The sequence below is a fragment of the Mesorhizobium opportunistum WSM2075 genome, from assembly GCF_000176035.2.
Taxonomy (GTDB): Bacteria; Pseudomonadota; Alphaproteobacteria; order Rhizobiales; family Rhizobiaceae; genus Mesorhizobium; species Mesorhizobium opportunistum.
Genome location: NC_015675.1, coordinates 4411522 through 4437441, shown reverse-complemented (window position 1 = coordinate 4437441; position 25920 = coordinate 4411522). Strand labels below are relative to the sequence as shown.

The 25920-nt window shown below is 61.9% G+C and carries 21 protein-coding genes; 5 read left to right on the top strand and 16 right to left on the bottom strand.

Annotation, left to right across the window (positions count from 1 at the left end; genetic code table 11):
- Window positions 1-5: 5 nt before the first annotated feature.
- Window positions 6-1493: a circadian clock protein KaiC gene (gene kaiC, locus MESOP_RS21340; RefSeq protein WP_013895416.1), complete on the bottom strand. Its 1488-nt coding sequence runs from the start codon at window positions 1491-1493 to the stop codon at window positions 6-8.
- Window positions 1480-1800 carry a circadian clock KaiB family protein gene (locus MESOP_RS33890; RefSeq protein WP_013895415.1) on the bottom strand — a complete coding sequence of 107 codons (321 nt, stop codon included), beginning with the start codon at window positions 1798-1800 and terminating at the stop codon, window positions 1480-1482. The genes kaiC and MESOP_RS33890 overlap by 14 nt, the downstream gene beginning before the upstream one ends.
- Before the next feature lie 257 nt (window positions 1801-2057).
- On the opposite strand from MESOP_RS33890, the gene MESOP_RS21330 reads away from it, so the two are divergent.
- Window positions 2058-2801 (top strand): Crp/Fnr family transcriptional regulator, encoded by a 744-nt coding sequence (locus MESOP_RS21330; protein ID WP_013895414.1) that lies wholly within the window; start codon window positions 2058-2060, stop codon window positions 2799-2801.
- Between the two features lie 262 nt (window positions 2802-3063).
- A complete protein-coding gene (locus tag MESOP_RS21325) occupies window positions 3064-4236 on the top strand; it encodes an MFS transporter (RefSeq protein ID WP_013895413.1) in 1173 nt (390 codons plus the stop codon).
- A 1468-nt stretch (window positions 4237-5704) separates the two neighbouring features.
- Here the strand turns inward: MESOP_RS21325 and MESOP_RS21310 are convergent.
- Window positions 5705-6901, bottom strand: coding sequence for an MFS transporter (locus tag MESOP_RS21310; protein WP_013895410.1), 1197 nt, complete (start codon window positions 6899-6901; stop codon window positions 5705-5707).
- A gap of 177 nt (window positions 6902-7078) precedes the next feature.
- Here MESOP_RS21310 and MESOP_RS21305 point away from each other — a divergent pair, with 177 nt between their 5' ends.
- Entirely contained in the window at window positions 7079-8014 is a 936-nt protein-coding gene (locus tag MESOP_RS21305; protein WP_013895409.1) for a LysR family transcriptional regulator, read from the top strand.
- 1105 nt (window positions 8015-9119) lie between these two features.
- Here the strand turns inward: MESOP_RS21305 and MESOP_RS21300 are convergent.
- From MESOP_RS21300 to MESOP_RS21265, 8 genes are all read right to left on the bottom strand, one after another.
- Complete coding sequence (locus MESOP_RS21300; RefSeq protein ID WP_013895408.1) at window positions 9120-9422, bottom strand: DUF982 domain-containing protein; 303 nt, start codon at window positions 9420-9422, stop codon at window positions 9120-9122.
- A gap of 132 nt (window positions 9423-9554) precedes the next feature.
- Complete coding sequence (locus MESOP_RS21295) at window positions 9555-10541, bottom strand: ABC transporter ATP-binding protein (protein WP_023764958.1); 987 nt, start codon at window positions 10539-10541, stop codon at window positions 9555-9557.
- 44 nt (window positions 10542-10585) lie between these two features.
- Window positions 10586-11545: an ABC transporter ATP-binding protein gene (locus MESOP_RS21290; RefSeq protein WP_013895406.1), complete on the bottom strand. Its 960-nt coding sequence runs from the start codon at window positions 11543-11545 to the stop codon at window positions 10586-10588.
- On the bottom strand, window positions 11542-12513 hold the full coding sequence (locus MESOP_RS21285; RefSeq protein ID WP_013895405.1) for an ABC transporter permease: 972 nt from the start codon (window positions 12511-12513) through the stop codon (window positions 11542-11544). Before MESOP_RS21285 ends, MESOP_RS21290 begins: the two co-directional genes overlap by 4 nt.
- Window positions 12513-13529 (bottom strand): ABC transporter permease, encoded by a 1017-nt coding sequence (locus MESOP_RS21280; RefSeq protein ID WP_041164208.1) that lies wholly within the window; start codon window positions 13527-13529, stop codon window positions 12513-12515. The genes MESOP_RS21285 and MESOP_RS21280 overlap by 1 nt, the downstream gene beginning before the upstream one ends.
- A gap of 58 nt (window positions 13530-13587) precedes the next feature.
- Complete coding sequence (locus tag MESOP_RS21275; protein WP_013895403.1) at window positions 13588-15249, bottom strand: ABC transporter substrate-binding protein; 1662 nt, start codon at window positions 15247-15249, stop codon at window positions 13588-13590.
- A 2-nt stretch (window positions 15250-15251) separates the two neighbouring features.
- Complete coding sequence (locus MESOP_RS21270) at window positions 15252-16172, bottom strand: proline iminopeptidase-family hydrolase (RefSeq protein ID WP_013895402.1); 921 nt, start codon at window positions 16170-16172, stop codon at window positions 15252-15254.
- 49 nt (window positions 16173-16221) lie between these two features.
- Complete coding sequence (locus tag MESOP_RS21265; protein ID WP_013895401.1) at window positions 16222-17736, bottom strand: leucyl aminopeptidase; 1515 nt, start codon at window positions 17734-17736, stop codon at window positions 16222-16224.
- A gap of 251 nt (window positions 17737-17987) precedes the next feature.
- On the opposite strand from MESOP_RS21265, the gene MESOP_RS21260 reads away from it, so the two are divergent.
- Both MESOP_RS21260 and MESOP_RS21255 read left to right on the top strand, forming a co-directional pair.
- Complete coding sequence (locus MESOP_RS21260; RefSeq protein ID WP_013895400.1) at window positions 17988-18890, top strand: LysR substrate-binding domain-containing protein; 903 nt, start codon at window positions 17988-17990, stop codon at window positions 18888-18890.
- Between the two features lie 238 nt (window positions 18891-19128).
- The gene (locus tag MESOP_RS21255) at window positions 19129-20586 is read left to right on the top strand and encodes an NCS1 family nucleobase:cation symporter-1 (RefSeq protein WP_013895399.1); all 1458 of its coding nucleotides are present in this window, start codon (window positions 19129-19131) and stop codon (window positions 20584-20586) included.
- 67 nt (window positions 20587-20653) lie between these two features.
- Here MESOP_RS21255 and MESOP_RS21250 read toward each other — a convergent pair whose 3' ends face one another.
- The 5 genes from MESOP_RS21250 to tpiA form a co-directional block, all read right to left on the bottom strand.
- Window positions 20654-21199 carry a DUF1697 domain-containing protein gene (locus tag MESOP_RS21250; protein ID WP_013895398.1) on the bottom strand — a complete coding sequence of 182 codons (546 nt, stop codon included), beginning with the start codon at window positions 21197-21199 and terminating at the stop codon, window positions 20654-20656.
- A 25-nt stretch (window positions 21200-21224) separates the two neighbouring features.
- The gene (locus tag MESOP_RS21245; RefSeq protein ID WP_013895397.1) at window positions 21225-22862 is read right to left on the bottom strand and encodes a CTP synthase; all 1638 of its coding nucleotides are present in this window, start codon (window positions 22860-22862) and stop codon (window positions 21225-21227) included.
- A 264-nt stretch (window positions 22863-23126) separates the two neighbouring features.
- Entirely contained in the window at window positions 23127-24254 is a 1128-nt protein-coding gene (locus tag MESOP_RS21240) for a L,D-transpeptidase (protein WP_013895396.1), read from the bottom strand.
- Between the two features lie 212 nt (window positions 24255-24466).
- On the bottom strand, window positions 24467-24943 hold the full coding sequence (secG, locus tag MESOP_RS21235) for a preprotein translocase subunit SecG (protein ID WP_013895395.1): 477 nt from the start codon (window positions 24941-24943) through the stop codon (window positions 24467-24469).
- Window positions 24944-25110: 167 nt separating this feature from the next.
- Window positions 25111-25881, bottom strand: coding sequence for a triose-phosphate isomerase (gene tpiA, locus MESOP_RS21230; protein ID WP_013895394.1), 771 nt, complete (start codon window positions 25879-25881; stop codon window positions 25111-25113).
- Window positions 25882-25920 lie beyond the last annotated feature (39 nt).

Here is a 25920-nt window from a genome sequence, read left to right as displayed (position 1 = left end):
GCTCCTCACGCCGGGGATGCGGCGGAATCGCCGAACACGTCGGGGGCGCCGTCGAAGGGCTGACCGAGATGCATGCCGGCACCGTCGATCGCGAAGCGTCGAATCTGCTTGTCATGCTCGCTGCCGCGCATTTTCAGCACCATGATTCCGCGATGCATGAAATCTCCCTCCTGGATGTACCGCAAGAGGATGATCGAGTCCGTAAGGGTTGAAATATGCTGTTCGCTGGCGCTCTGGCCGCCGACGAGCGACTTGTTGGTGGCCGTGCAAAGGCCGGCGATCTCGTGTTTCTTGATGAAGGAAGTGAGACTGATCAGGAACTCCCGGAAACCGGTCTCTGACGCGATCCGTTCCAATGCCGACAGGCTGTCGATGGCGATCCGGTCAGGTTTGAACTCCTCAACGAGTTCGCGGACCATCAGCAGGTGGTCCGGCAAGTTCTGCGCTTCAGGGTAAATGCACACGATCTTCAGCCGGCCATCCGCCTCCATTGCCTCGAAATCGACGCCCCAGCCGCGCGCGTTGCGGAACAGCTGGCCACGGCTTTCCTCGTAGCCGACCAGCAAGGCACGTTCGCCGGCCGCTGCCCCGCCCGCCAGAAAGTTTGTCACCAGCAGCGTCTTGCCGGTGCCCGTCGCTCCGCTGACGAGAGTGACGCTGTCGCGGAAAAACCCACCGCCGCACATCCTGTCGAGTTCGGGATTGCCGCTCGTCACCCGCTTGGTGCTGGATTGCTGCTCGAGCCGCAATGAAGACAATGGCACCGCCACTATGCCTTGCTTCACCACGAGCGTGATCGGCACCTCGCCCTCGACGTGGCGGCTGCCCCGCATCTTGAGAACCTCGATCGTGCGCCTGCGCCGCTCGCGGTCCAGCGCGTTGCGCAAGATCACGACGTTGTCGGCGACGAACTCCTCGATCCGGTGGCGGGAGATATCGCCATATTCGCTGTTGCGTTCGGCGGTCATCAGCACCGTCAAGCCTTCCCGCTTGAGGGCTGTTGCGATGCGCAGGAGTTCCCGACGCACCGATGTCTGCTCGGCGACGAAATGGTCGAAGAGCTGGGTCACGGAATCCAGCACGATGCGCTTTGCCGCGGCGTGTCGCGCAGCGTGCAGGACACGCGTCAGCAGGCCCGACAAATCGAAATTGCCGATGATCATCTGGTCGTGGTCACGCGGGCTGGCGTCGACGAAAACCAGCTTGTTGTTCTCCCGCCAACCGCGGATGTCCCAGCCGAAGCTGGCCATGTTGACCTCGATCTCGGCCGGCGATTCCTCGAACGTGACGAAGACGCCGGGTTCGTCGCGCATTGTGATGCCGTGGGCGAGGAACTGTGTGGCAAATACTGTTTTGCCGCTGCCAGGCGTGCCACCGACGATGGTGGTGCGCCCGCGCGGAAGGCCGCCCATCACAAGATCGTCGAAAGCCTCGATACCTGTCCTGACGCGTTCGAGCGCAGGATCGACGAGGATCTCTTCAGCTGTGGTCATAGCCGCTGTCCTTCTTGCGATAACCGAAATAGTCGAGAACCTGAGCGATGTTGCTGATGTCACCAATCAGCCGGCGTGGAGGGGTGGTTGACTCATCCGAGAGCGTCGGCGTCGCCAGAATGCCGGCCCTTTCCGCCTCTTCAGGATGCGCAAGGACGTCTACGATCTGGATTTCGATACCGCCGGCCAACTCCTCCATTATCCTCAGACGGTTTTCCAGCGCCCGACGCGCACCCGGCGCATCGCCGGCGACATAGAGTCGAAGCAAGCCGTTGGCCCCCGGATCGGACCGATCACTGACGCTCATGCTCACGCCTTGCTGCACAAAGTTGCAGTTTTCGGCGTGCACGAGGCGCCACGCCACGGAATCCAGACGCCAGCATTTTTCTTCCCCGGCAGCCGTCGGTCTGCCTGGAAGCCGATGCACCGCGGCTCGCGCTCGGTGAGGCCCGGATCAGCGCCCCTATGCGGTTTGTAGATAGCCGCGCCCGCCTCGTCTGCGCACTTGTGAACATTTCTCGGCGCGGATCGTTGTAGACGCCGCCATTTGGAAAGAGGAGTGCTATGGAGAATCCGCGAGAACGATCAGACCCGATCGGGAACAACCTGCTTCGGGCTCTCAGAGCCGACGACTGGCAAATCCTGCAGCCGAGGCTCGAACAATGGTTGGCGCCCGCCGGGACTTTGCTGCACGAGCCAGGCGATGCAGTCCGTTATGCCTACTTTCCTCGCGGATCGGCCCTGGTCTCCTATCGTGTCGTGCTGCGCGACGGGCGAGCGATCGAGACTGCGCTCATCGGTCGTGAAGGAGCGGTCGGCGGCATCGTCAGCCAGGGCAGGCTCCCGGCGTATGCACGGGCCGAAGTTCAACTCGGTGGCTCGTTCTTCAGAATCGACCTGAACCATCTCGAAGAGGCCAAGGAGCGTTCCTTGACGTTGCGCCACCTGTTTGCCCGCTATGCCGATTGCCTGATGGCGCAGGTATTCCAGTCCGTCGCCTGCAGCGCGGCGCATTCGATCGAGCAGCGAACGGCAAGATGGCTGTTGGCCGCGACAGAACGCACGGGAGCCGAAAACCTGACGGTGACACAGGAACAGCTTGCAACGATGCTCGGGGTCGGCCGCTCCTATCTCAGCCGTGTCATTCACGAGCTAAGGCACCGTGGCGTCATCGAAACCAGGCGATCTCGGCTTGCGGTGCGCAATCCAGAAGGACTGCGCTCGCTCGCGTGCGAGTGCAACAAGGCCGTCAGCCGCCATTTCAATGATGTTTTGGAGGGTGTCTATCCGGCGGGGAAAACGGGTTAGCGGTGCGGCGGGCGTCTCGCCGAGGAAACGACAATAAGGCCCCAGCGGTCTTCGCCGGTCGGGCTTGACCTCCATTTTTGCGCCTCTGCCGATGCCGCTCGTGCTGGGCGCCCCTCCGGCTTAACCTTGCCGTCAGTGCGATGATACACAGGAACACGGTAGCGTGTCGAAGCCGCTTTCGCGAGGCTGGTTTCTAGGTGGAAGGAGCATGGTCCGCCAGATCTCCCTATGACGCGAGGCGCTTCCGTGGCAGAATTTTGGCATGGCACGTCTCGGCCCGCTGCTGGCGTTTTTAGCGCTCTATGCTGCAATTTACGCGGCATTCGGGACAGCGTCCCCGTTCTGGCCACGGTACTTTGAGGCGCGTGGCCTGACACCTGAAGAGCTGGGTGTTCTGTTCGGGTTAGGCAACGCTGCCCGGCTGATCGCCGGACCGCTCGCGAATCGAATTGCAGACATTTTCGGCGCTCTCCGTGTCACCCTGGCGGTCTGCATCGGGATCGCGGTGGCGGGGACGATTGGGCTGGCTGCCGTGCAAGGTCTGTTTCTTCTGCTGCTCGTTTATCTCACGCAGTCAGCCGGGCTGGCACCGATCACGACCCTTGCCGATGCACTTGCGACGGGCGCGTCGGTGCGCGAGCCGGGTTTTGAGTATGGCTGGGTGCGAGGTGCGGCATCGGCCGCCTTCGTTGTTGGCACCCTCGCTGCTGGCCAGGTGGTCGGAATCTTCGAGCTGGATGCGATTATTTGGATGTACGCCGCGCTGCTTGCCGCAGCGCTGGCAGCCGCAGCACTGGTGCCTGAATCAGACACCAACGCCGAGCGGGCTGCCGATCCGGTCGGGCAAAGCGTAATGGGCGGGCTGCGCGAGCTGCTCGATGTTCCGACTTTCCGGCGCATGGTGGTGCTTGCGGCGCTGATTTATGGCAGCCATGCGATGCATGACATCTTTTCGGTCATCCGCTGGACAGCGGCCGGGGTTGGCACGGCAGCGAGCAGCATACTTTGGTCGGAAGCCGTTGCAGCGGAGGTGGTGGTGTTCGTTTTGGTCGGGCCGATCCTGCTGCGCCGGCTTGGCGTGGCCGGTGCCGCTGCTCTGGCCGCCGTGGCCGGAATACTGCGCTGGGTCGTGGAAGCGGGAACGGCGGCGGGCTGGATGCTTGCGTTCGTGCAACCGCTTCACGGCATAACTTTCGCACTGCTGCATCTTGCCTGTATGCGTGTTATCGCCAGCAGTGTCCCCGCACATCTTGCCGCAACCGCGCAGGCCCTCTACGCGATAGGCCCAGGGCTCGCCACCGCCGGCCTTGTCTGGGTATCAGGTCAGCTATATGGAGCTTACGGTCCCCCCGCGTTCCTCGTGATGGCAGGACTGTGTGCGCTGTCCCTTCCGCTAGTGATTGGACTGCGCGAAAGGCCCCCGTCGCCGGATTGACACAGGCGCACCTGCCTCGTCCCCGCCGCTTCAGCAAAACCAGGCGGACCGGCACTTCCGCATGCACCGGAACGCCCCTGAAGATCACGGCCAAGATGGACGAATTTAAATTGCTTTGGGTGACCGCAGGTGCCTCAGCATTCAATTGTCGAGTTGATGGGCGAGATCAATGAGCGGCAGAAGGCGGAGTTCTTGGGCAGTGCGACCTCGGTTAGAGGCCGAACGGTTCCGGCCAGTTGATGGGAACAGCAGCGGCGTCGGTGAAGCCTTCAGACCCGGTGCCGTTCCGGAAGTCATCGATGATGTTTTGTTCGGACCGATCGTAGCCAGCGTGGACGAAGCTGTGGAGACCCTACGGCGGATAGCTCGTCTCGATCGCGCACGGGTCCGGGAAACTTTTGAAAAGCGGTTCTTGGTCGGGCGCATGTGTCGCGACTGTATGGCGATCTATCGCTCGCCCGCAGGCAACAAGCGATTTGCAAATTTGTAGGTCGGAGACAAATTTCGGGGGAACAATGGTTCCTTATTGTCGTTCATTCGACCCCGGACGCATGTATGGCTGACCCATTCGGTCGCTCGTCCGCCGCTCGATGTTGGCACGGCGGACTGGCGTTGGACGATGAAAATGGAGGAAACTATGATACGCACTGTTATAGTCGCCGCCGCACTAGTAGGCTTGTTGGGTGCTCCCGCAATTGCTGCGACGCACTATTGGGTCGCCAAGGACACGAGCACCAAGACATGCACGGTGGTCTCTATGAAGCCCGACGGAGTTAAGATGACGGCTGTCGGCAAGAAAACCTACTCGAGCTATTCCAGTGCAGACAAAGCTCTGAGAGCATCGGCCGCGTGCAAGAGCTGACAAGCATATGTGACCTGGCCTTTTGCCGCGCCGTAATTGTCGCTGATGCCGCGCTTTCCGGCTTTCGGCTGCGTTCCATATCGAGGCTATTTGTCTCGCCCATGGGTCTATGGCCGCTAAGTCGTTATCTGTCGAGGGAGGCGCAATCTACGGCTGGCGTCGTCAGCGGTATGTCTGCCTATAAGCCGGCATGAAGACCGCAGCGACTTACGATTCGGAGGCAGGCACTTTCACGATCGAGAAAGACAAATGGCGAGGGACCTTCTCGATTGCCGACTTGCCGAAATGGCTGCACTTCTACCGCCAGCAGCAGGAGCGATACCCCGCTCACGCGCATTCCTATGGGTCAGACGTGGAGGCGCTTGAGGGCCTCGCCGTCATACTAGCCTGTGGCCAGTAACTAGCTATCCACCATGGCTGCATCCTAATTGAAGGCGACACAATCGCGCTAACGTGGCGGTGCTCCAGAGCGCCTGCATGATCACCGCCAATTTGTGCGCCACTGCGAAACGAGCGTCTGATGTTGCGCCCCTGACTTCAGAGGCTGAGGAAACGAAGGTCCACTTCAAGCGAACACAGACGGGCGGTACTCAGGATGTCCTGCTGTTACGAGTTTCCGATGTTCCGGATGGGTGCGCGGCAAACGGGGAACAGCACCAGCAGGATGATGGCCGCATCGATCCAGAGGACCCTGTTCACGCCCATAGTATCGACGATCTGACTGCTCGCGAGGGTACCCACGGAGATCGCAAGATTGAAAACGAAGCAGTAGATGGCCGTCGCAGCTTCCGGGCTTTCTGATGCTGCACCTAACACCCACGTCTGCAGCGTGACGGGAGCCGCACCATACGCGAAGCCCCACACCAGCAGCAGGATGGTTCCCGTGAGCGGTGTGACGCCGAGCAACGGGAAGAGAGCCAGCGTGGCCCCGAGCCCAATCACGATACAGGCCAATGTGCGACCCACGGATTTTGCGGCCCAGAAGCCTGCGACGGCGTTGCCAATCATTCCCAGAATACCATACCCCAACAGGAGCCAACCGACGCTCCTTGCGCTGACGCCCGCGACGTCCAGCAAAACTGGGCTCACGAAGGTGTAGGCACCGTAGTGGGCAGCCACCAGCAGCGCGGTCGCAACCACACCCGCCGTGAGGGCAGGATTATGCAACTGTGCACGCAGGGCTTTAATCTCCACGGGCTCCGCCGCCTCGAGCTTCGGAAGCACGAGCAGTGCGGCGAGCAGAATGGCAAAGCTCAGGGCGGCGAGAGACCAGAACGCGCCGCGCCAGCCGACTACATGGCCAATGATCGCACCGGCAGGCACACCCAGCACCGCAGCGGCACTGACACCGCCGAAGACGATCGTCAGGGCACGCGGCACGGACGGTCCAGGGACGAGGCGGACCGCGATACTTCCAGCGATCGCCCAAAAGCCACCGATGGTGATCCCGACGAGCAGCCTGGACGCGAGCAGCACGGGAAAGCTTGGCGCGAGTGCTGAAATCACGCTCGCCGCGGCCATCACCGCGAGCAGGCCGGCCATCAGAATACGCCGGTCAAGCCTGCCCACCGCCAACGGCAAACCGATAGAAGCGAAAGCGGCGATTACACCCGGTATCGTTACCGTGAGACCGCCACTCCCAACAGAGACATTCAACTCAGAAGAAATTGCCGGGATCAGCCCTACAGGCAGTTGCTCCGCGGTGATCATCGAAAAAATACCCATCGAAACAGTGAGCACGCTGAGCCACATGCGCACAGTGGCTCCCCGTTCCTCCTGAAGGACTGCTTTGGTCACAGACATGATCACCTCCAGCCCGCGCGAAAGCACTCGACGCCAGCGTTTCCCGGGCAACGTTAGGGAGACGGATCGGCGAATTGATCCGCGTTTCCTGTGAAATAATTTGTGCATTGCGAATTGATAATTGAGGCAAACATGGATGGTGAATTTACGAAGCGTAAATGAAAGAGGTGATCGCAGTTGGACCATCTGACCAGCATGACCGTGTTTGCCAATGTCGTCAGCGAAGGCAGTTTCGCTGGAGCGGCAAAGCGAATGCGACTATCTCCAGCGGCCGTGAGCAAGCATGTCCATTTGCTGGAGGAGTGGCTTGGCGCACGCCTTCTCAATCGGACGACCCGGCGCATCAGCCTGACCGAGGTCGGCGCGTCGGTCTACGAACGCAGTCTGCGCATCCTGGAGGATGTCGAGGATGTTCGTACGAGCGCAGCTGAGAGCCATGCACGTCCGACCGGCTCACTGCGCGTCAGCGCGCCGATCTCCTTCGGAGCGCTGTACCTGGGTAAAGTCGTTGCGGAATACCTTGCGGCCTATCCGGAGGTGTCGGTTGAGCTGGTGTTGGACGACCGCGTCGTTGATATCGTGGAAGAGGGACTGGACGTCGCGGTACGCATCGCTCCACTCACGGATTCCAACCTTATCGCTCGCCGGATCGCCCCCTCCTGGGAGGTCATCTGCGCTTCGCCCGAATATATAGACAGACGCGGACGTCCCACCAAACCGTCAGATCTCCAGGACCATGACTGCCTGGACTACGCGTTGCGCGCTGGCCGCGGAAAATGGCGGTTCGACGGGCCGGAGGGTGAAGTAGCGGTGAAGGTCAGCGCACGCATGACGGCGACGAACGGGCAGCTCCTGCGCGATGCGGCGCTGAGTGGAGCAGGCATAGTACTTGGTCCTACATTCCTTCTTGGCGAAGCCGTCCGTTCGGGCTGGTTGGAGATAGTGATGCCACTGTTCAAGCCGGTAGGGCGGTCGATATACGCGGTGTACCCATCACGAAGGCATCTTTCCGCCAAAGTACAGAGTTTCGTGACGCTTCTAGCCGACCGTTTCGGCGAGAACCCACCTTGGGACAATTGGAACGTGGCGAGTGGCGTTGACAACCCGGACTGAGTGAGCGGGACATCCCTTCACCCAGCCTTCACCTCCACGCCATCGTGACTAGAGGCACCCGGATGTGCCCTAGCGCCAACCACGTTGACTCACGCCAGGCCGCTACCCGGTGCCAAGCCGGCAAGTATATGGCGAGCAAGCGAGCCACCGGTCCATCGGTGGGGTCGATAACAAAATAATCACTTACCTTCAAAGGCGCGCAACTTCTGCGGTGTGCGCAAGAGAGCACAGTTCGGCCGGACGCATCGGACAGAAATTCGAAAAGCTTCTAGAAACCCCAGGCGAATTGGACGCCATATCGGACAACAAAGGGGTACGGATATCGCAGCGAACGTCTGCGGTGGAACGGTCAATATCGTCGGCAGAAGAATGTCCAGATAGGTCTGTCGGCGGCTCCGTCGCGGGAACGAAAAAAGAAGAGAAGCAGAACTTTCGTGTGCGATTTTTGCACACGGTCTCTCGCAACTATCTGATATTATTTATAAATCTGCCCCATCCATCATAGGGGCTATGGCAAGTTTGGGAGATAACATACCAATTTTACGATCTTTGTTATGTCTCGGTCCGTCCAATACCCCGCTGGAACGACAGACGAATTTGGCGATAGACGCCGCTGAAAGTAGCCTAATTTGTGGTTACGCCGCCGCAGCGGAAACCACTTGCCTATATCGAGGTTCTCACCGCACACATAGTGCACACGACAGCGGTTGGTCTAGTGCCCTCCAGACGTTACTGGCTTTATGCCAGACTGCGCCCGATCCGCCACTGATATGGCGGCGGCGCGTCTTTGACGCCGTAGCCACCAACGACGCGATCCCTGTAGATGCGCGGGGGTGTGCGGTTGGCATTCATGCGGCTATTTTCAGGAATATTTTTTTGGCTGCGGCCATGAGCGCGACAGGTGCCTTTGCAGCAGACGTGGTCGAGCCGGTGGCATCCATGGAGCGTTTTCCTGGACAGGCTTCCGGCGGTGGCGTCGAATATGCATTGCAGTGACAAGTAGCGTATTTGCCGCCCCCCCTCAATCTGCCTGATAACCTAGCGCCGCGCGCCAACGCACCCCCCGCGCGCTATCACGACGCGAGGGCTACGCCTCTGAAGCTTCTTAACGCCGCAGCGCGTATATGTCCGCCATGTTTTCGCCGGCTACGGGCAACGCCATGTCATCGTCCAGAAGCCGCGTGATCCGGGCAAAGCCGGTGAACGCCTTCCTTGCTTCTTCGGCTGACATCTGGCCCGACAACGCGGCCGCGCAGCAATTCAGCGCGCACTGATACACAGGCCCGCGCCGGCCTGTCGGCCATTTGCGCAAGAAAACCATCGCCTCGGCGACATTATCCACTTCTTCTACAGGATGCCCCTGCCCGCGCGAAATCCGCACGGGCGAAAAGAAATGCAGGTAGTCCATTGGTTCCTCCCGTTCGATCGCAATGCGTGCGATCGAACCGATTGAAACGCGCGGCTTGGCGGTTGGTTCCACGCTGACGGTGGAATTTTTCAAAAACTGTCGGCCATCGTCCAGGCGCCGATGGGCGGCCGGCTATACCGTCGGAAAGTGGCAGGCGACCTTTCGGCCCGGTCGATATTCCCTCAACTCCGGCCGCTCGGTGCGGCAACGCTCCGCCGCGATCGGGCATCGCGGATGGAAACGGCACCCGGATGGCGGCTTGAGCGGGCTCGGCACGTCGCCGGTCAGGATGATGCGCTTGCGCGTCCCGCTAGGCGTCGTCTCCACGACGGGAACCGCCGAGATCAGTGCCTGGCTGTAGGGATGGGCAGGTGTTGCGAACACCTCTTCCGCCGGACCTTCCTCGACGATCGAGCCGAGATACATGACCGCGATGCGGGTCGACACCTGGCGCACCACCGACAGGTCATGGGCGATGAAGATGTAGGTGAGGTTGAGCTTCTCCTGCAGGTCGGCAAGCAGGTTGACGATCTGCGCCTGCACCGACACGTCGAGCGCGGAGACGGGCTCATCCAGCACGACCAGATCGGGGTTGAGGGCAATGGCCCGTGCAATGCCGACACGCTGGCGCTGCCCGCCGGAAAATTCGTGCGGGAACCGCATGACGTGATCCGGCAACAGCCCGACGAGGTCGAACAGTTCGGCAACCCGCGCGGTGATCTCGCGAGACGAAAGCTTGCCGTGGATGCGCAGTGGCTCGGCCACCAGGTCGCCGACACGACGGCGCGGATTGAGCGAGGCCGACGGGTCCTGGAAGACCATTTGCAGGCGCCGCCGCAGCGGCCTGAGTTCGGAGAGCGACTTCGAGGTGATGTCGTCACCTTCGAACAGAAGCGTGCCGTCCGTGATGTCGTAGAGCCTTACCAGGCAGCGCGCCAGCGTGGACTTGCCGCATCCGGATTCGCCGACCAGCCCGACAGTCTCGCCGCGCCGCACCGTCAGCGAAACATTGTCGACCGCATGGACGGTTCGCCTGCCTTCCGCCGAAAACCGGGTGCCGATCGAGAAGCGCTTTCCCAGCGAACGCGTCTCGAGGATTGGCTGATCCCTGTCGGTCATCGGTTCCTTGTCGGCCATCGATTCTTTGTCGATCATTGCTCCGCTCATGCCTGCACCGCCCGGAAGCATGCGGCGGCGTGGGCTCCAGCCCCGAGGTCGGGCTTGCCGGTCGCGCAGGGTTCGTAGTGGACCGGGCAACGCGGACCGAAAGCGCAGCCCTGCGGCAAGCGCAGCAGCGACGGCGGCGAGCCGGGAATGGCCGGCAGGCGGCGCGGTTTTTCACCGGTCAGCGGCGGAATCGAACCGAGCAGCGCGCGCGTATAGGGGTGGCGCGGATCGGAAAACAGTTCCATGCGGCTGCCCCGTTCCACCACGCGGCCCGCATACATGACCATGACGCGGTCGGCGAGTTCGGAGACCACGCCCATGTCATGGGTGATGAAGACCACGGCCGACTTATGCGTCGCGCGCAATTTGCGCACGAGATCGAGAATGCCGGCCTGCACCGTGACGTCGAGCGCGGTGGTCGGCTCGTCCGCCACCAGCAGGGCCGGATTGCACGACAGCGCCATTGCGATCACCGCCCGCTGGCGCATGCCGCCGGAAAGCTGGTGCGGGTAGCGCGACATCGCCTCGTGCGGGTTGGGAAAGTTCACCTCGGCCAGCAGTTCCTCGACGCGCTCCATCGCTTTGGATTTGCTGATATTTCGATGTGCGCGGATCTGCTCGGCGATCTGCCAGCCGATCGTGTAGACCGGCGTCAGCGCCGTCATCGGATCCTGGAAGATCATCGCGATCTCGTTGCCGCGCAGGCGCCTCAGTTCGCGCGCCGGCAGTCCCACCAACTCGCGGCCCTTGTAACGGATCGAGCCCTCGATGACGGCATTGGGGTCGGTGATGAGGCCCATCACGGCCAGCAGCGATACGGTCTTGCCGGAACCGGATTCGCCGACGACGCCGAGAATCTCGCTTTCCCCAAGATCGAAGGAAACGCCGTCGATGGCCCGCACCAGGCCGTCATCGGTCCGGAAGGATACTCTGAGGTCACGCACCGACAGTATCATGACGTCCTCAGGCGGGGATCGAGGAGGATGTAGACGAAATCGACCACCGCGTTGGCGATGACCACGAACATGGAAGCATACATCACCGTTGCCATGATCATCGGCAGATCGAGATTCTGCAGCGCGTCATAGGTGAGCTTGCCGATGCCGTGCAGCCCGAACACCACCTCCGTCAGCAAGGCGGAGCCACCCACCAGCGCGCCGAAATCGAGACCGAACAGCGTGACGAATGCGATGAGCGACGTGCGCAGCGCGTGGCGCAGCAGGATGCGGGTTTCCGACAGGCCCTTGGCGCGGGCCGTGCGGATATAGTCTTCCTGCAGGGATTCGATGATCGCCGCGCGCAGCACGCGCCCATAGATGCCGATGTAGAGAATGGCCAGCGTGATCCACGGAATGACCAGCGTCAGGAACCAGCCCTTGGGATCGTCCGAGAAATTCTTGTAGCCGAGCGGCGGTACCCAGGAGAACAGCCAACTGTCGTGGTAGCGGCTCTGGGTGATCAGGTTCATCACCTCGCCCAGCCAATAGACCGGCATGGAAATGCCGAGCAGTCCCAGCGCCATCAGAACCTTGTCCAGCCAGCTGTCGCGCGTGGCGGCGGCGATGATGCCGATGATGATGGACACCACCACCCACAGGATCGCCGCCCCGAACACCAGCGATAGCGTGACCGGGATCGAATCCAGCACGGCCGGCACCACCTTCCAGCCGCGGTTGACGAAGGAGGTCAGATCGCCGGTGACGAAGATCTTCTCCATCATCGTCACGTACTGGACGTAGAGCGGCCGGTCGAAGCCGAAGCTGTGGCGCACCGCCTCCAGCACTTCGGGCGACGCGTTGCGGCCGGCGATGCGCGCCGCCGGATCGGCGCCCGGCGTCGCGAAGAAGATCAGGAAGACGATGACCGAGATGCCGAACATCACGAACAGCATCTGACCGAAGCGGCGCAGGATCGCGTAGATCATCAGTCGCGCCCCAGCCGAACTTTGGAGCGTGGGTCGAGCGCATCGCGCAGGCCGTCACCGAAGACGTTGAGCGCCATGACGGACACCGCGATCGCCAGGCCCGGCGCCAGCGCCACCAGCGGCCGCGTATAGAGCAATGCCTGTCCGTCCTGGATGATTGTGCCCCAGCTCGCCGCCGGCGGCTGCACGCCGATCGACAGGAAGGAGAGCGCCGATTCCGTCAGCATGTTCAGCGCCATCATCAGCGGCACGAAGACGATGAGCGTGGTGGTGATGTTGGGCAGGATGTCGCGCCACAGGATGCGCCATCCAGGCACGCCCAGATTGACCGCGGCGTGGACAAATTCGCTGCGGCGCAGCGACAGGACCTGCCCGCGTATGGGGCGCGCCACATAAGGCACGTAGACGATGCCGATGATGATGACCGGCAGCCACAGGCTGCCGGATTCGATCTCGATCGGGCCGATCGAAATGCCTTGCGCGATGGTGACGATGGAAAGCGAAATCGCCAGAAGATAGATCGGGAACGCCCACAACACATCCAGGAGGCGCGACAGGACCGTATCGGTGATGCCGCCGAAATAGCCGGCGATCAGTCCGGCTGACGTGCCTAGGATCAGGGTGAAGATTGTGGCGGCGCCGGAGATCAACAGCGAACTCAGCCCGCCATAGAGCATCCTGGCCATGACGTCGCGCCCCTGGCTGTCGGCGCCGAGAAAGTAATTGCCGAGCCGCCAGGTCGGGCCGAGCGGCGTATAGCCAAGGCCCAGCCCCTCCGTCGACGGCTCCATCACCGCGACGTCGGCGCCATCGATCTGGATGACGGCGTCGAGCGTCGAGGCGAAAGGGTCGACTTGCGCCCAGTGCGCATAGAGAGGCGCACTGACGCAAGCCAGGACAATAAGGAGGAACACTGCCAGGGACGCCATGGCGGCCCTGTTCCTTGCCAGCTTCGCAAATGCGACAGCCCAGGGCCCTCGCGTCTTGCGCGGCATGGCAGCGACTTGGTTCGACACGGACGCGCCCCTCTCCGCAGTTCGTTACTGCACCCAGGCCATCACTGCACCCAGGCCATCACTGCACCCAGGATTGGGTGATCATCCAGTTGAACTGCCGGTTGAACTTGAAATTGCCCACGCGCTTGCTGACGAAGTCAAGCCGCTTCGGTGTGAACAGGCCGACAGCCGGCGCCTTGTCCGTGATCTGCTTGTCGATCTCGGCCCACATCTTGTCTGCAGCCTTCTGGTCGGTCACCCCGAGATCGAGCGCTTTCTGCATCTTTGCGTCGATATCCTTGTCGCAGAAGCCGGCGATGTTGATCGAAGCGTCCGACCCTTCACGGAAGGAAGCGCAGGAGAACAGGATGTTGAGGAAGTCGGAAGCCGCCGGATAGTCCTTGTACCACTGGGTGATGGACATCTGCACTTTGTTGTTGGTGTTCTGGATGTAGGTGAACTGGATATTGGACGAGATCGGCTTGACGTCGGCGACATAGCCGATGGTGGTCAGCACGCTCTGCAGATAGACGCCGATGGAGCGTGAGATGGCGGTGTCCTCGGCGATGATGGTCACCTTCTGGCCCTTGGTGCCGGATTCCTCGACGAGTTGCTTTGCCTTGTCGAGATCGGGCGCCGACCATTTGGCGCCAGGGTTCTTGGTGAAGGGGCAATAATCTTCGTGGCCGGGGAAGTCCGGCGGCAGGACCTGGCAGACCGGCGAAGCCAGCACCTTGCCGCCGAACAGCTTGACCAGCGTGTTGCGGTCGATCGCATAGGCAACGGCCTGGCGCGCCTTTTCGTTGTCGAACGGCGCGAGACGGTTGTTCAGCGGCGCATACCACCACGCCGAAAGCGGTGAGATGTGCAGCTGGTCCATGGACTTGCTGCCAAGTTCACCGAGGCGATCGCTCGGCAGCGCATCGAACATCCAGTCTGCTTCGCCGTTCTGGATCGCCGAGACGGCCGCTTCCTCGGACAGGCCGAAATCATATTGGACGACATCCGGATAGCCGTCCGGCTGCGCGTCTTCGCTCCACTGCTTGAAATTGGGGTTGCGCGACACCGTCATGCCCTTGTTGGGGTCGAAGGCGGAGATCATGTAAGCGCCGGTGCTGGGAATCGGCTTGGAGCCCATGTCTTCCGCGGGCGTGTCCGCCGGCAGCACCACGGCGTGCGGCAAGGCGAGCTTGTAGAGGATCTCGGCGTCAGGCTTGGTGAGGTTGAGGGTGACGGTGCCGGCGGCCTCATCCCCGACAACGCCGCCTTCAAGCGTGCAGCTCTTGGTGTCGGCCAGGCATTTGTCGGCGCCGACAATGCCGGCATAGAAAGTGCCGGAGGTCGGCCCGGAAACCTTGAAGATGCGCTGGAAGGACGCAACGACGTCCTTCACACTGAGATCATGGCCGTCGGAGAACTTGATGCCCTTGCGCAGCTTGAAGGTGAAGGTCTTGCCGTCATTGCTGACCTGCGGCAGCGCCTCGGCGAGGTCGGGTACGATGGTGAAGCCGTCCATGCCCTCGGCTTTGCGGAAGGCGACCAGGCCATCATAGATCGGCTGGTACATCTGCCAGCCCTGGTCGGTGTAGTTGATGTGCGGATCGAGTGTTCCCGCCGCTGAGCGGGCCAGAAGGCGAATGGTGCCGCCTCGGTGCTCTTTGAGATATTCGGCCTGCGCCGGAGCCAGCCATGCGCTGGCCAGCAATGCCGCGGCTGACGCCGCCAGAAGCAGTTTCTTCATGCTTAGTTCCCCTTTTCTCTGTTGTCGTTGTCGTCCAGGAAGTCTCCCACCACCCGCATGCACAGGTCCTGCTCTTCGACATGCGGCATATGGCTGGAATGCTCGAATATCTCCCAGCGCGATCCCTTGATGCCGTCCTTGTAGGGCTGCACGGTCGCGGGCGTGGCCTCGTCATGGCGTCCGGAGATGATCAGCGTCGGAACATCGACAGCCGGCAGGCGATCGATGATGCTCCAGTTCTTCAGCGTTCCGATGACATGGAACTCGTTGGGCCCGTTCATCACATGATAGACCGTCGGATTGCGCACGACCTGGGCGAAGGTCTCGGTTACCTCGGGCGGAAAAGGCACCACCCGGCAGACATGCCGTTCGTAGAAGACCATCGTTGCTGCCTGGTAGGCCGGATGGTCCGTCGTGCCGGCCTGCTCGTGGCGGGTCAGTGTCTCCTGGACATCCCCGGGCAGGTCGGTGCGCAACCGGTTGGCCTCTTCGACCCACAGCTTCATGGAAGCCGGCGAGTTGGCGATGGTCAGCGACTTCAGACCCTTCGGCCGCGTCACCGCATATTCGGCGCCCAGCATGCCGCCCCAGCTTTGGCCAAGGACATGGAAGCCCGCGCGAATGCCGAGATGGTCGACCAGGTTTTCAAGCTCGTCGATGAAGAGCCTGGGCGTCCAGAAGTCGGCGCCCTTATCGGGTAACAAAGTCGAATTGCCGCAACCCAACTGGTCGTAGTGGATGACGGCGCGATCCCTTCGGGCAAGAAGCTTGTAGGCATCGACATAATTGTGGGCGACACCCGGACCGCCGTGCAGGATCACGATTGGGGCCTTGTCGGTATCCAGTTCGCCGGAGATTCGATACCAGGTTTCGTAGCTGCCGAAGACGGCCCGCCCTTCCCTGCTGCTGATCTCAGACGACATCCCGGCTCCTTGCATGTTTGAAAGGCATCTTGTCGTTGTCCGTGGGCGCCTAGTTCATCTTGCGGTTGGCCTGGACCCATTCTTCCAGCATCTGCACGCCGAACGCCGTGGCGCCTTCCCGGCCGAGCGGCTGATCCTTGTCGGCCATTTCCTTGCCGGCTATGTCGAGATGCACCCAGGGCCGATCCTCGGTGAAGTGGCGCAGGAACGCCGCCGCATAGGGCGCGTCGCCATCTTCCATGTCCTTGGCGTGGTGCCGCATATCGGCGAATGGCGACTGCAGCCCCTCATCGTAGGCCCGGTCGAGCGGCAACTGCCAGAAACGCTCGCCGACCGTTTCCCCGGCCGCGATCATCTGCGTCGCGATGGCATTGTCGGTGCTGAACAGACCGGCGAATATCGATCCGAGGCCGCGCATCACCGAATAGGTCAGCGTCGCCAGATCGACGATCACCGAGGGGTTGAAGCGCGAAGCCGCATAGTAAAGGCAGTCGGCCAGGATCAGGCGCCCTTCCGCGTCCGTGTCGAACACTTCCACGGTCTGTCCCGAAGCCGTCGTGATGATGTCGCGCGGCTTCAGCGCGGTGCCGGACGGCATGTTCTCGGCAATGCCCAGAATGCCGACAGCATGCACAGGGCTGCCTTGCCGGGCCAGTGCTATCAGCAGGCCGACAACGGCGGCCGCACCACCCATGTCGGCCTTCATGTCGAACATCTGCTCGCCGCGCTTGATGCAGAGCCCGCCGGAGTCAAAGCATACGCCCTTGCCGACGAAAGCCATGGGCTGCGCGGGAGCACCCTTGCCGCGATAGCGCAGGACAGCAACGCGCGGCAGCCTTACCGACCCTGACCCGACAGCCAGGATCGCATTCATGCCGAGTTCCCCGAGCTTCGCCGTATCGAGGATCTCGACGTCGATGCCGGCTTCGCGCAGCGGCTCCAGGTGATCGTGGAAATTGTCGGGATGGAGATGGTTCGGCGGCAGGTTGACCAGCGTGCGCGCATATTCGACGCCGTCGGCAATGGCGTTCATCCGTGCCAGCGCCGGGGTTAGCTCGGCGCCGCTTGCGCCGACCAGTTGCACACGCAGGGTTCGATCCGCGCCGGCGCCCTGGCGTTGGTTGCGCATGTCGAAGCGATAGCGCCGCAGCCGCATGCCGAGCGCCACGCGCGCCAGGATGTCCGCGCCCGGCAGGTCGACACCGGCGATCGGATCCAGGAGCAAGGTAGCCGCGCACTCGCTCTTGCCTTCGAGATGCACGGCCAGCAAACCGCCGGCACGCGCCAGTGACAGCGCGGTTAGAGCCTCAGCCTTGCCCAAAGCGAGAACGATGATGCGCCGGGCCGATACGGTCTGGGGAGCGATCACATCGATGCAGGTGCCAGACTCGGCCAAAGCGTCCGGGTCGGAGCAGGCACGGGACAAAATCCCGCTTAACTCGACATCCAGCGCCGCTGCCCGTGGACCAAAGCCTGTCTGGGCAGTTTGCAGGATCACGACGACAGAGGCTTCAGCCGAAATCTCGTCGGCCGCTTCAAAGACCGGCACTGGCGATTGAGGCATAAGCAGTCATTCTCCCATTTTGCCCCGGCCTCAGCGCCGCTTTGCGCAAAGCTTCGCCCGCCAGCGGTGGAAAACCGATCAGGCCGGTCTCTGCCACTGGTGGAATGGTGCCGGGGGCCCCAAATAATCGTTTTCTGATGGCGACTTGGTCGCTCTTGCCTTCTGGGTATCCCCGAAGGACCCTGGTGATCAAACGCCAATTTTGTCCATGTCGATTGACAAAAACTCAACTGACAATTCATGATCGGGCAATGGCCTTACCTTCACTCAATGGCATGCGCGCCTTCGAGGCCGCCGCACGTCTTGGCAGCGTCAAGGACGCGGCCGAAGAACTGCACCTGACACCCTCTGCCGTCAGCCGCCACATCCGTGCACTTGAACGGAATCTTGGCCAGGATCTGTTCGAACGCGGCTTTCGCCAGATCACGCCGACCATCAGGGGCTCCTACTATGCGCGCAGCCTCTCGGAAGCATTCGAGGCCATCTGGCGCGCCACCGACGATGTCAGCTTCTCCGATGGCCCGAGCCACGGCCGGACCCAGCGTGTCCGGGTCTTGTGCGTGCCGGCTGTTCTCAATCTTTGGCTTGCGGACCGGCTGCCGAATTTTCGCCGGCTGCATCCGTCCGTCGATCTGGAGATCTCGAGTTCGGGCAAGCGCGCCAACTTCGATTTGGCCATCGTCGACGAATTCGTCTACAAGGCCGGCCCGGCCTTGACGCTGTTGATCCCGCTGCTGCTGACGCCGATCTGCGCGCCCTCGTTGCTCGAAGGGCCGGTGCCGCTGCGATCGCCTGCCGATCTGGTCAATCACCACTTGATCCATGAATGCGAGACGATGAGGTGGAAGCGTTGGCTGGAGCAGGAAGGCGTTTTGGAGACATCGCCGAAATCCAGCACGACCCTGGACGATTGCACACTGATCATGCGCGAGGCGGTCAACGGCGCTGGCATCGCGCTTGCCGACACGATGATGGCACAGGATTTTCTGCAGCAAGGCAAGCTTGTCGCCCCGTTTCGCGCCCGCCACACCTATCCGGCCGGCATCTACCTGCATCAGCGTCGCAGCATCGGCAACAAGCCGGGCACCAGCCTGTTTCAGGATTGGCTGCTTTCCGAAGTCGAGGACCACAAGCGCGCGATGGCCATCACCTAAGCGCGTCGCGCATGCATGTCGTTCTCCCAAAACCGGCGACATGCATTGGACAGTCGAATCACCGATCGTTAGGGTTCAACAGCGACCCACCTTTACGATCCCTCGATAATCGCGGTTCGCATTGAATATCTTTAAGGCCAAAGCCGGCAAATTGGTTGCTTGTCGGTTCCCCTGCGTCAGGCGTAACCTCTGCGGTCAACGCGTGAGGGCGCGTTTTTTGCAAAAGGGGAACATTGCAATGACGATACAGGGCGCATCGCCTGACCTATACAATGAGGACCTCGCTCCGGCTACGGTTCGAAACTGGGGACCATTCTCGATCTTCAACGTCTGGACGTCGGACGTTCACAGCCTGTGGGGTTATTATCTCGCCGCCAGCCTGTTTCTGTTCTGCGGCGGCTTCGTCAACTTCATCATCGCCATCGGCATCGGGTCATTGATCATCTACGTGCTGATGAACATGGTCGGCTATGCCGGCGTCAAGACTGGCGTGCCCTACCCCGTGCTGGCCCGCGCCTCCTTCGGCATCTGGGGCGCCAACATACCGGCGCTTGTGCGCGCCATCGTCGCCTGCTTCTGGTACGGCGCGCAAACGGCCGCCGCCTCCGGCGCGATCGTGGCGCTGCTGATCCGCTCGCAATGGTTTGCCGATTTCAACGCCAACACACATTTCCTCGGCCATTCCGGCCTGGAAGTGATCTGCTTCGTCGTCATCTGGGCGCTGCAACTGCTGATCATCCAGCGCGGCATGGAGACGGTGCGCCGCTTCCAGGATTGGGCGGGGCCTGCGGTCTGGGTGATGATGCTGATCCTGGCGATCTATCTCTGCGTCAAATCCGGAACCTTCGCCTTCACCAGCGACATCCCGATGGATGTGCTGAAGGAGAAGACCAAGGACGCCGGCGTGCCGGGTGAGCCGGGCTCGTGGACCTCGCTGTTTGCGGTCGCAGCGATCTGGGTGACCTACTTCTCGGCGCTCTATCTCAACTTCTGCGATTTCGCACGCTACGCGCCGGACAAGGCTGCACTGCGCAAGGGCAACATCTGGGGCCTGCCGGTCAACCTCATCCTGTTCTCGCTGGTCGCCGGCGTCACCACCATTGCCGCCTACGACGTCTATCACGAAGTGCTGCTGCACCCCGACCAGATCTCGGCAAAGTTCGACAGCTGGTTCCTGGCTGCTCTCGCCGCTCTGACCTTCGCGGTGGCGACGCTCGGCATCAATGTCGTGGCCAACTTCGTCTCGCCGGCCTTCGACTTCTCCAACGTCTTTCCCAGGCAGATCGACTTCAAGAAGGGCGGCTATATCGCAGCGCTGATCGCGCTTGTGCTCTACCCCTTCGCGCCGTGGGAAGGCAGTGCCGCCTCGTTCGTCAACGTCATCGGCGCGACGATGGGACCGATCTTCGGCGTCATGATGGTCGACTATTACCTGATCCGCAAAGGCGAGGTCGATGTCGAGGCGCTCTATCGTGAGGATGGCGAATTCCGCTTCCAGGGCGGCTGGCACGTCAACGCCTTCATCGCCGCCGGCATCGGCGCGTTCTTCTCGTCGATCCTGCCCAACTTCACTAACTGGCTGCCGTCCTGGTGGGGTGTCTATGGCTGGTTCTTCGGCGTGGCGATTGCCGGCGTCATCTACTACGTGCTGCGCACCGCAGCCGTGAGTGCCGGCGCCAAGATGGCGAAGGCTTGAAAATCAGGGAGTAGGCAGTAGGAGCTAGGGAAGACAGACCGCTTCCCTACTGCCTACTGCCTACTGCCTACTGCCTACTGCCAACCATCTCGGCCAGCTTGCGCACCGTGTTCCAGTTGCGCGACGTGCCGATGCCCATGCGCTTGTGACTGGCGGCGGCAAGCAGCCGCGAGCCTGGCCTCTCCCGCGAGAACACCAGCCATATGTCGCCGCCGACCAGAACCACCTTCTCGTCCTCGGCGGCACGGGCCTGGAGTCCCGATAGGGCGTCTTCGGCCACGGGTTTGCGCATCACGCGCACCGCGACCTGGTCGCCGGCGTCCACCGATTCTCTCGGGAATGGATTGCGGCTAGCCAGTTTCAGCCAATCTCCGCTGCTGCGGACAATGATGTCGACGTGGCGGCCGAAGGCCTTTTCGAACGCCGCTTCCAGCCGCTTTTCAAGTGCGGCGATCGAGGTTTTTTCGCTCTCGAAGACAAGGTTGCCGGTCGCAACCAGCGTGCGAACGTTCTTCAGGCCAAGGTTTTCCGCCATCGCCTTGAGGTCCGACATGACGACCCGGCGCCCCTCGCCCAGAATGATGCTGTAGAGGAGCGCGACATAGGTCTGCATGAGGCGCGGTCTCGCTTGACGATGCCTAGACCAGGCGCGACTGCTCGACCGCCGCCTCGATGAAACTGGCGAACAGCGGATGCGGATCGAGCGGCCGGCTCTTCAGCTCGGGGTGATACTGGACGCCGATGAACCAGGGATGGTCGGGATACTCGACCGTTTCCGGCAGCACGCCGTCAGGTGACATGCCGGCAAACACCAGGCCGCAATCCTCGAGCCGCTCCTTGTAATCGACGTTGACCTCGTAGCGATGGCGGTGGCGCTCGGAAATCTGCGTATCGCCATAGATGTCGGCGATCTTCGAGCCCTTGGCGAGTTCGGCCTGATAGGCGCCGAGCCGCATCGTGCCGCCGAGATCGCCGGTTTCACGGCGCTTCTCCAGCATGTTGCCCTTCAGCCATTCGGTCATCAGGCCGACGACCGGTTCCTCGGTCGGGCCAAACTCGGTCGAGGATGCGTGTTCGACGCCGGCCAGCGAACGCGCCGCCTCGATGCAGGCCATCTGCATGCCGAAGCAGATGCCGAAATACGGCACCTTGCGTTCGCGCGCGAACTTCGCCGCCAGGATCTTGCCTTCCGAACCGCGCTCGCCAAAACCGCCGGGAACCAGGATGCCATGCACCTTTTCCAGCCATGGCGTCGGATCTTCCTTTTCGAAGATCTCGCTCTCGATCCAGTCGAGCTTGACCTTGACATGGTTGGCCAGGCCGCCATGCGAGAGCGCCTCGATCAGCGATTTGTAGGCGTCCTTGAGGCCGGTGTATTTGCCGACGATGGCGATGGTCACCTCGCCTTCCGGATTGTGGATGCGGTCGGACACCTTCTGCCAGGGTTCCATGCGCGGCTTCGGCGCCGGATCGATGCCGAAGGCGGCCAGCACTTCCGAATCGAGCCCTTCCTTGTGATAGGCCATCGGCACGTCGTAGATATGCGGCACATCGAGTGCCTGGATGACGGCGCTTTCCCTGACATTGCAGAACAGCGACAGCTTGCGGCGCTCTTCCTTGGGAATGGCGCGGTCGGCGCGCACCAGCAGGATGTCGGGCGCGATGCCGATGCCGCGCAGTTCCTTGACCGAATGCTGGGTCGGCTTTGTCTTCAGCTCGCCCGCCGTCGGAATGTAGGGCATCAAGGTCAGGTGCACGTAGACGGCGTTGTTGCGCGGCAGGTCGTTGCCGAGCTGGCGGATCGCCTCGAGGAACGGCATCGCCTCGATGTCGCCGACCGTGCCGCCGATCTCGCACAGCACGAAATCATAATCGTCATTGCCGTTGAGAACGAAATTCTTGATCTCATCGGTCACATGCGGAATGACCTGCACGGTTGCGCCGAGATAATCGCCGCGCCGCTCGCGCTCGATGATGTTCTTGTAGATGCGGCCGGTGGTGATGTTGTCCTGCTGATTGGCCGAGCGGCCGGTGAAGCGCTCGTAGTGGCCAAGATCGAGATCGGTCTCGGCACCGTCATCGGTGACGAACACCTCGCCGTGCTGGTACGGCGACATCGTGCCGGGATCGACATTGAGGTAAGGGTCGAGTTTTTTGATGCGTGCGCGATAGCCTCGCGCCTGCAGGAGAGCCCCAAGGGCCGCTGCGGCTATGCCTTTTCCAAGTGAGGAAACCACGCCGCCTGTGATGAATACATATCGCGCCATGGGAGTCATCGCTTAACGCGGCCGGATTGATTCCGCCAGAGAAAAAACCGCCGCGAAGGCTTTTTCCCAAAAAGGCGCTCGGACCATGATCCCGAAAAGTGGAATCCGGTTTTCTCGGACAAACGGTTTCGGTTTGTCCGGACAAACGGTTTCGGTTTGTCCAGACAAACGGTTTCGGTTTGTCCGGGGATCACGACCGAACAGGCTTGGTCGTGAGCAAGGCAAAACAAAAGGGCCGGCTGAGCCGGCCCTTTCGGCATGATGGTGGAAACGTCAGATGATGACGACTCTGGTACCGACCCTGACGCGGCTGTAAAGGTCCATGACGTGCTCGTTCATCATCCGGAAGCAGCCGTTGGAGGCGCTGGTTCCGATCGACTGCGGCGCGATGGTGCCATGGATACGCAGATGCGTGTCCTTCTTGCCGTCATAGAGATAGATGGCGCGTGCGCCGAGCGGGTTCTGGCCGCCACCGGGCATGCCGTCCTTGTACTGGGCGTAGTGCTTCGGCTCGCGCTTCTGCATGTCCAGCGTCGGGATCCAGCGCGGCCATTCCTGCTTGTCGCCGACGGCGACCGTGCCCTTGAACTGCAGGCCTTCACGGCCGACCGCGATGGCGTAGCGACGCGCGGTGGTCGATGATTCGACGAGATAGAGCCGGCGCGCACTGGTGTCGATGACGATGGTGCCGGCATCGTAGCCCGTGAATTCGACGTCCTGAGGCACGAATTCCGGCTTCACCTTGAACGGCTTCTTGGCGTTCTTCTGGGCAAGCGCCGAGTCGAGCGCGCGCGTCTCGGGCAGATAGCTGATCGAGGAGCCGGATGACGAGGTCCCGCCGAACAGGCCGGCGAACAGACCACCGCTCGGCTGCTTCTGGCCGCCGATGACCTCGCTGCGCAACTCGCCATTGTTGCCGGTCAAGGCGACGTTCATGGCCTCGGCCGGGAGCGGCTCGGCCGACTGGATCGGCGCGATCGGTTCAATCGGCTCGATGACCTTGACGGTCTTCTTGGCCGGCTTGGCTTCGGCCACTTCAGTGGCAGAGGCACTTTGGCCCCTTTTTGCCAGGAAGTCCTGGCGTGCTGCCTCGGCCTTCGCCTTGGCCGCTTCGCGCATCGCCAGTTTCCTGGCTTCAAGCGCCTTGGCCTTGGCGTCCTCCTTGTTGGCAACGATCTTGGCCTCGATCTTCTTGATCTGGGCGAGATCGTCCGGAGTCGGGTTTTTCTTCTTCTTGAGAAGCCTCAACTGCGCCGCATCGCTCTTGACTGCGATATTGATGGCGTCGGTCCTGTCGACCGACTGATTGGCGGCCATATTGGCCGGCATGCCGGCCAAAGCCGGGGAACTGAGGCCGAGTGCGGCGCAAAGTCCCAGGAAAATGAAGCTGCGAAGCTGCATGGCGAAGATCCGATCGTTCAATGCTGGTTGCCCACGGCGTCGCCCGGCGTCCCCCAAGGACACCGAAAATGCCGCGTGCAATCTATAGTCGAATAAATGCGGATGCCTCAAGCGCGAGGCAGCACCACTACCCGTCGAATCTTCGTGATTGCGCAGCATTTGCCGCGACTGTGTTCAAACGATCACAGATCGCGGTTTTGAGCGAGCGGAAGCTACTGGTTCGGAACCTGGGGGGCGGCCGGCGCGGTGTTGGTGGTGCCATTGCCTGCCGGCGGCGTCGAGCCGGCGGCCGGCGCGGTGGCCGGAGCCTTTGCCGGAGGCGTCGTCGCGGCATCGTTGCCGGATGGCGGCGTCGGCGTGGCGTTGCCGGCGGGTGCCGGGGTGGTCGTGCCGGGCAATTGGTTGAGCACGCCCTTGCCGGCTTCACCCGATGTCGCGGGAACGCGGTCGAGGATATCGATCGGCTTCTCGCCGTAGCGGGCAATGATCGACAAGGTCAGCGATGTGACAAAGAACGCAGCCGCCAGGATCGCAGTCGCGCGGGTCAGCGCGTTGGCAGCGCCACGCGCGGTCATGAAGCCCGATCCGCCACCAATGCCAAGGCCGCCGCCTTCGGAGCGCTGCAGCAGCACCACGCCGACAAGGGCGAGCACGACCATGAGATGGATGACGATCAGTACGGTTTGCATAGTTTATCCTGGCAAGGCCTTGCCCGGCCGCGAACACGACCGGTGAATTGGAGGCGGCTCAATACAATGCTTTCACGGCATTTCCAAGCCCGTGGCCGGAATATGGGAAGCAACGCCACCTTTGCAACGAATTTGGACGCGCCGCGACGCGTCCATCGTCGCAAATCTCATCCTGAAATGCTGCGATAGGCTTCCGCGATAGCAAGGAAATCCGCCGCTTTCAGGCTGGCGCCACCGACCAGCGCGCCATCGACATTCCTGACACCCAGCAGTTCAACCGCGTTGGATGGCTTGACCGAGCCGCCATAGAGAATGCGCATTTTGGCGGCTACGGCGCCGAGCTTTTCCGCCAGCTTTTCGCGGATATGCGCATGCGCTTCGGCAACGTCGGCCGCGGTTGGCGTCAGGCCGGTGCCGATCGCCCATACCGGCTCATAGGCAATGACGGTGTTGGACGGAGTGGCGCTTGGCGGCACCGAGCCGGCGACCTGGCGCGACAGCACCTCCAGCGTGGCTCCAGCCTCGCGTTCCTGCTGTGTCTCGCCGATGCAAACGATGGCCACGAGCCCGGCGCGCCATGCGGCGGTGGCCTTGGCCTGGACCGTCGCATCGTCCTCGCCGCGTTGTTCGCGGCATTCGGAATGGCCGACAATGACGTGGCTCGCGCCGGCATCCTTCAGCATCTCCGCCGAGATGCAGCCGGTGTAGGCGCCGCTTTCCTTGGCGTGGCAGTCCTCGCCGCCGGCATGGACCGGCGTGCGCGAAAGAATCTCCGCGGCATGGGAAAGCAGCGTCGCGGGAACGCAGACCAGGGCTTCGGTTTCCGCATCGAGCCCGCTCATGAACCCGTTGCCGATCATCCTGAGTTCGTTCAGCGAGGCACTGGTGCCGTTCATTTTCCAGTTGCCGGCGACGAGCGGGCGAATTCCTGGCGTCATGGTCTGCTTCTCCGGGCAATATCTGGCTCTGGCCCTCAC

Bases quoted from the DNA above. Each gene is read 5' to 3' on its own strand.
- MESOP_RS21255 (WP_013895399.1), top strand. From the start codon at position 19,129: ATGACGATACAGGGCGCATCGCCTGACCTATACAATGAGGACCTCGCT.
- MESOP_RS33890 (WP_013895415.1), bottom strand. From the start codon at position 1,800: ATGAGCGTCAGTGATCGGTCCGATCCGGGGGCCAACGGCTTGCTTCGA.
- MESOP_RS21275 (WP_013895403.1), bottom strand. From the start codon at position 15,249: ATGAAGAAACTGCTTCTGGCGGCGTCAGCCGCGGCATTGCTGGCCAGC.
- MESOP_RS21325 (WP_013895413.1), top strand. From the start codon at position 3,064: ATGGCACGTCTCGGCCCGCTGCTGGCGTTTTTAGCGCTCTATGCTGCA.
- MESOP_RS21265 (WP_013895401.1), bottom strand. From the start codon at position 17,736: ATGCCTCAATCGCCAGTGCCGGTCTTTGAAGCGGCCGACGAGATTTCG.
- MESOP_RS21290 (WP_013895406.1), bottom strand. From the start codon at position 11,545: ATGATACTGTCGGTGCGTGACCTCAGAGTATCCTTCCGGACCGATGAC.
- MESOP_RS21310 (WP_013895410.1), bottom strand. From the start codon at position 6,901: ATGTCTGTGACCAAAGCAGTCCTTCAGGAGGAACGGGGAGCCACTGTG.
- MESOP_RS21240 (WP_013895396.1), bottom strand. From the start codon at position 24,254: ATGCAGCTTCGCAGCTTCATTTTCCTGGGACTTTGCGCCGCACTCGGC.
- kaiC (WP_013895416.1), bottom strand. From the start codon at position 1,493: ATGACCACAGCTGAAGAGATCCTCGTCGATCCTGCGCTCGAACGCGTC.
- MESOP_RS21250 (WP_013895398.1), bottom strand. From the start codon at position 21,199: ATGCAGACCTATGTCGCGCTCCTCTACAGCATCATTCTGGGCGAGGGG.
- MESOP_RS21330 (WP_013895414.1), top strand. From the start codon at position 2,058: ATGGAGAATCCGCGAGAACGATCAGACCCGATCGGGAACAACCTGCTT.
- MESOP_RS21260 (WP_013895400.1), top strand. From the start codon at position 17,988: ATGGCCTTACCTTCACTCAATGGCATGCGCGCCTTCGAGGCCGCCGCA.
- MESOP_RS21295 (WP_023764958.1), bottom strand. From the start codon at position 10,541: ATGACCGACAGGGATCAGCCAATCCTCGAGACGCGTTCGCTGGGAAAG.
- tpiA (WP_013895394.1), bottom strand. From the start codon at position 25,881: ATGACGCCAGGAATTCGCCCGCTCGTCGCCGGCAACTGGAAAATGAAC.
- MESOP_RS21300 (WP_013895408.1), bottom strand. From the start codon at position 9,422: ATGGACTACCTGCATTTCTTTTCGCCCGTGCGGATTTCGCGCGGGCAG.
- MESOP_RS21285 (WP_013895405.1), bottom strand. From the start codon at position 12,513: ATGATCTACGCGATCCTGCGCCGCTTCGGTCAGATGCTGTTCGTGATG.
- MESOP_RS21270 (WP_013895402.1), bottom strand. From the start codon at position 16,172: ATGTCGTCTGAGATCAGCAGCAGGGAAGGGCGGGCCGTCTTCGGCAGC.
- MESOP_RS21245 (WP_013895397.1), bottom strand. From the start codon at position 22,862: ATGACTCCCATGGCGCGATATGTATTCATCACAGGCGGCGTGGTTTCC.
- secG (WP_013895395.1), bottom strand. From the start codon at position 24,943: ATGCAAACCGTACTGATCGTCATCCATCTCATGGTCGTGCTCGCCCTT.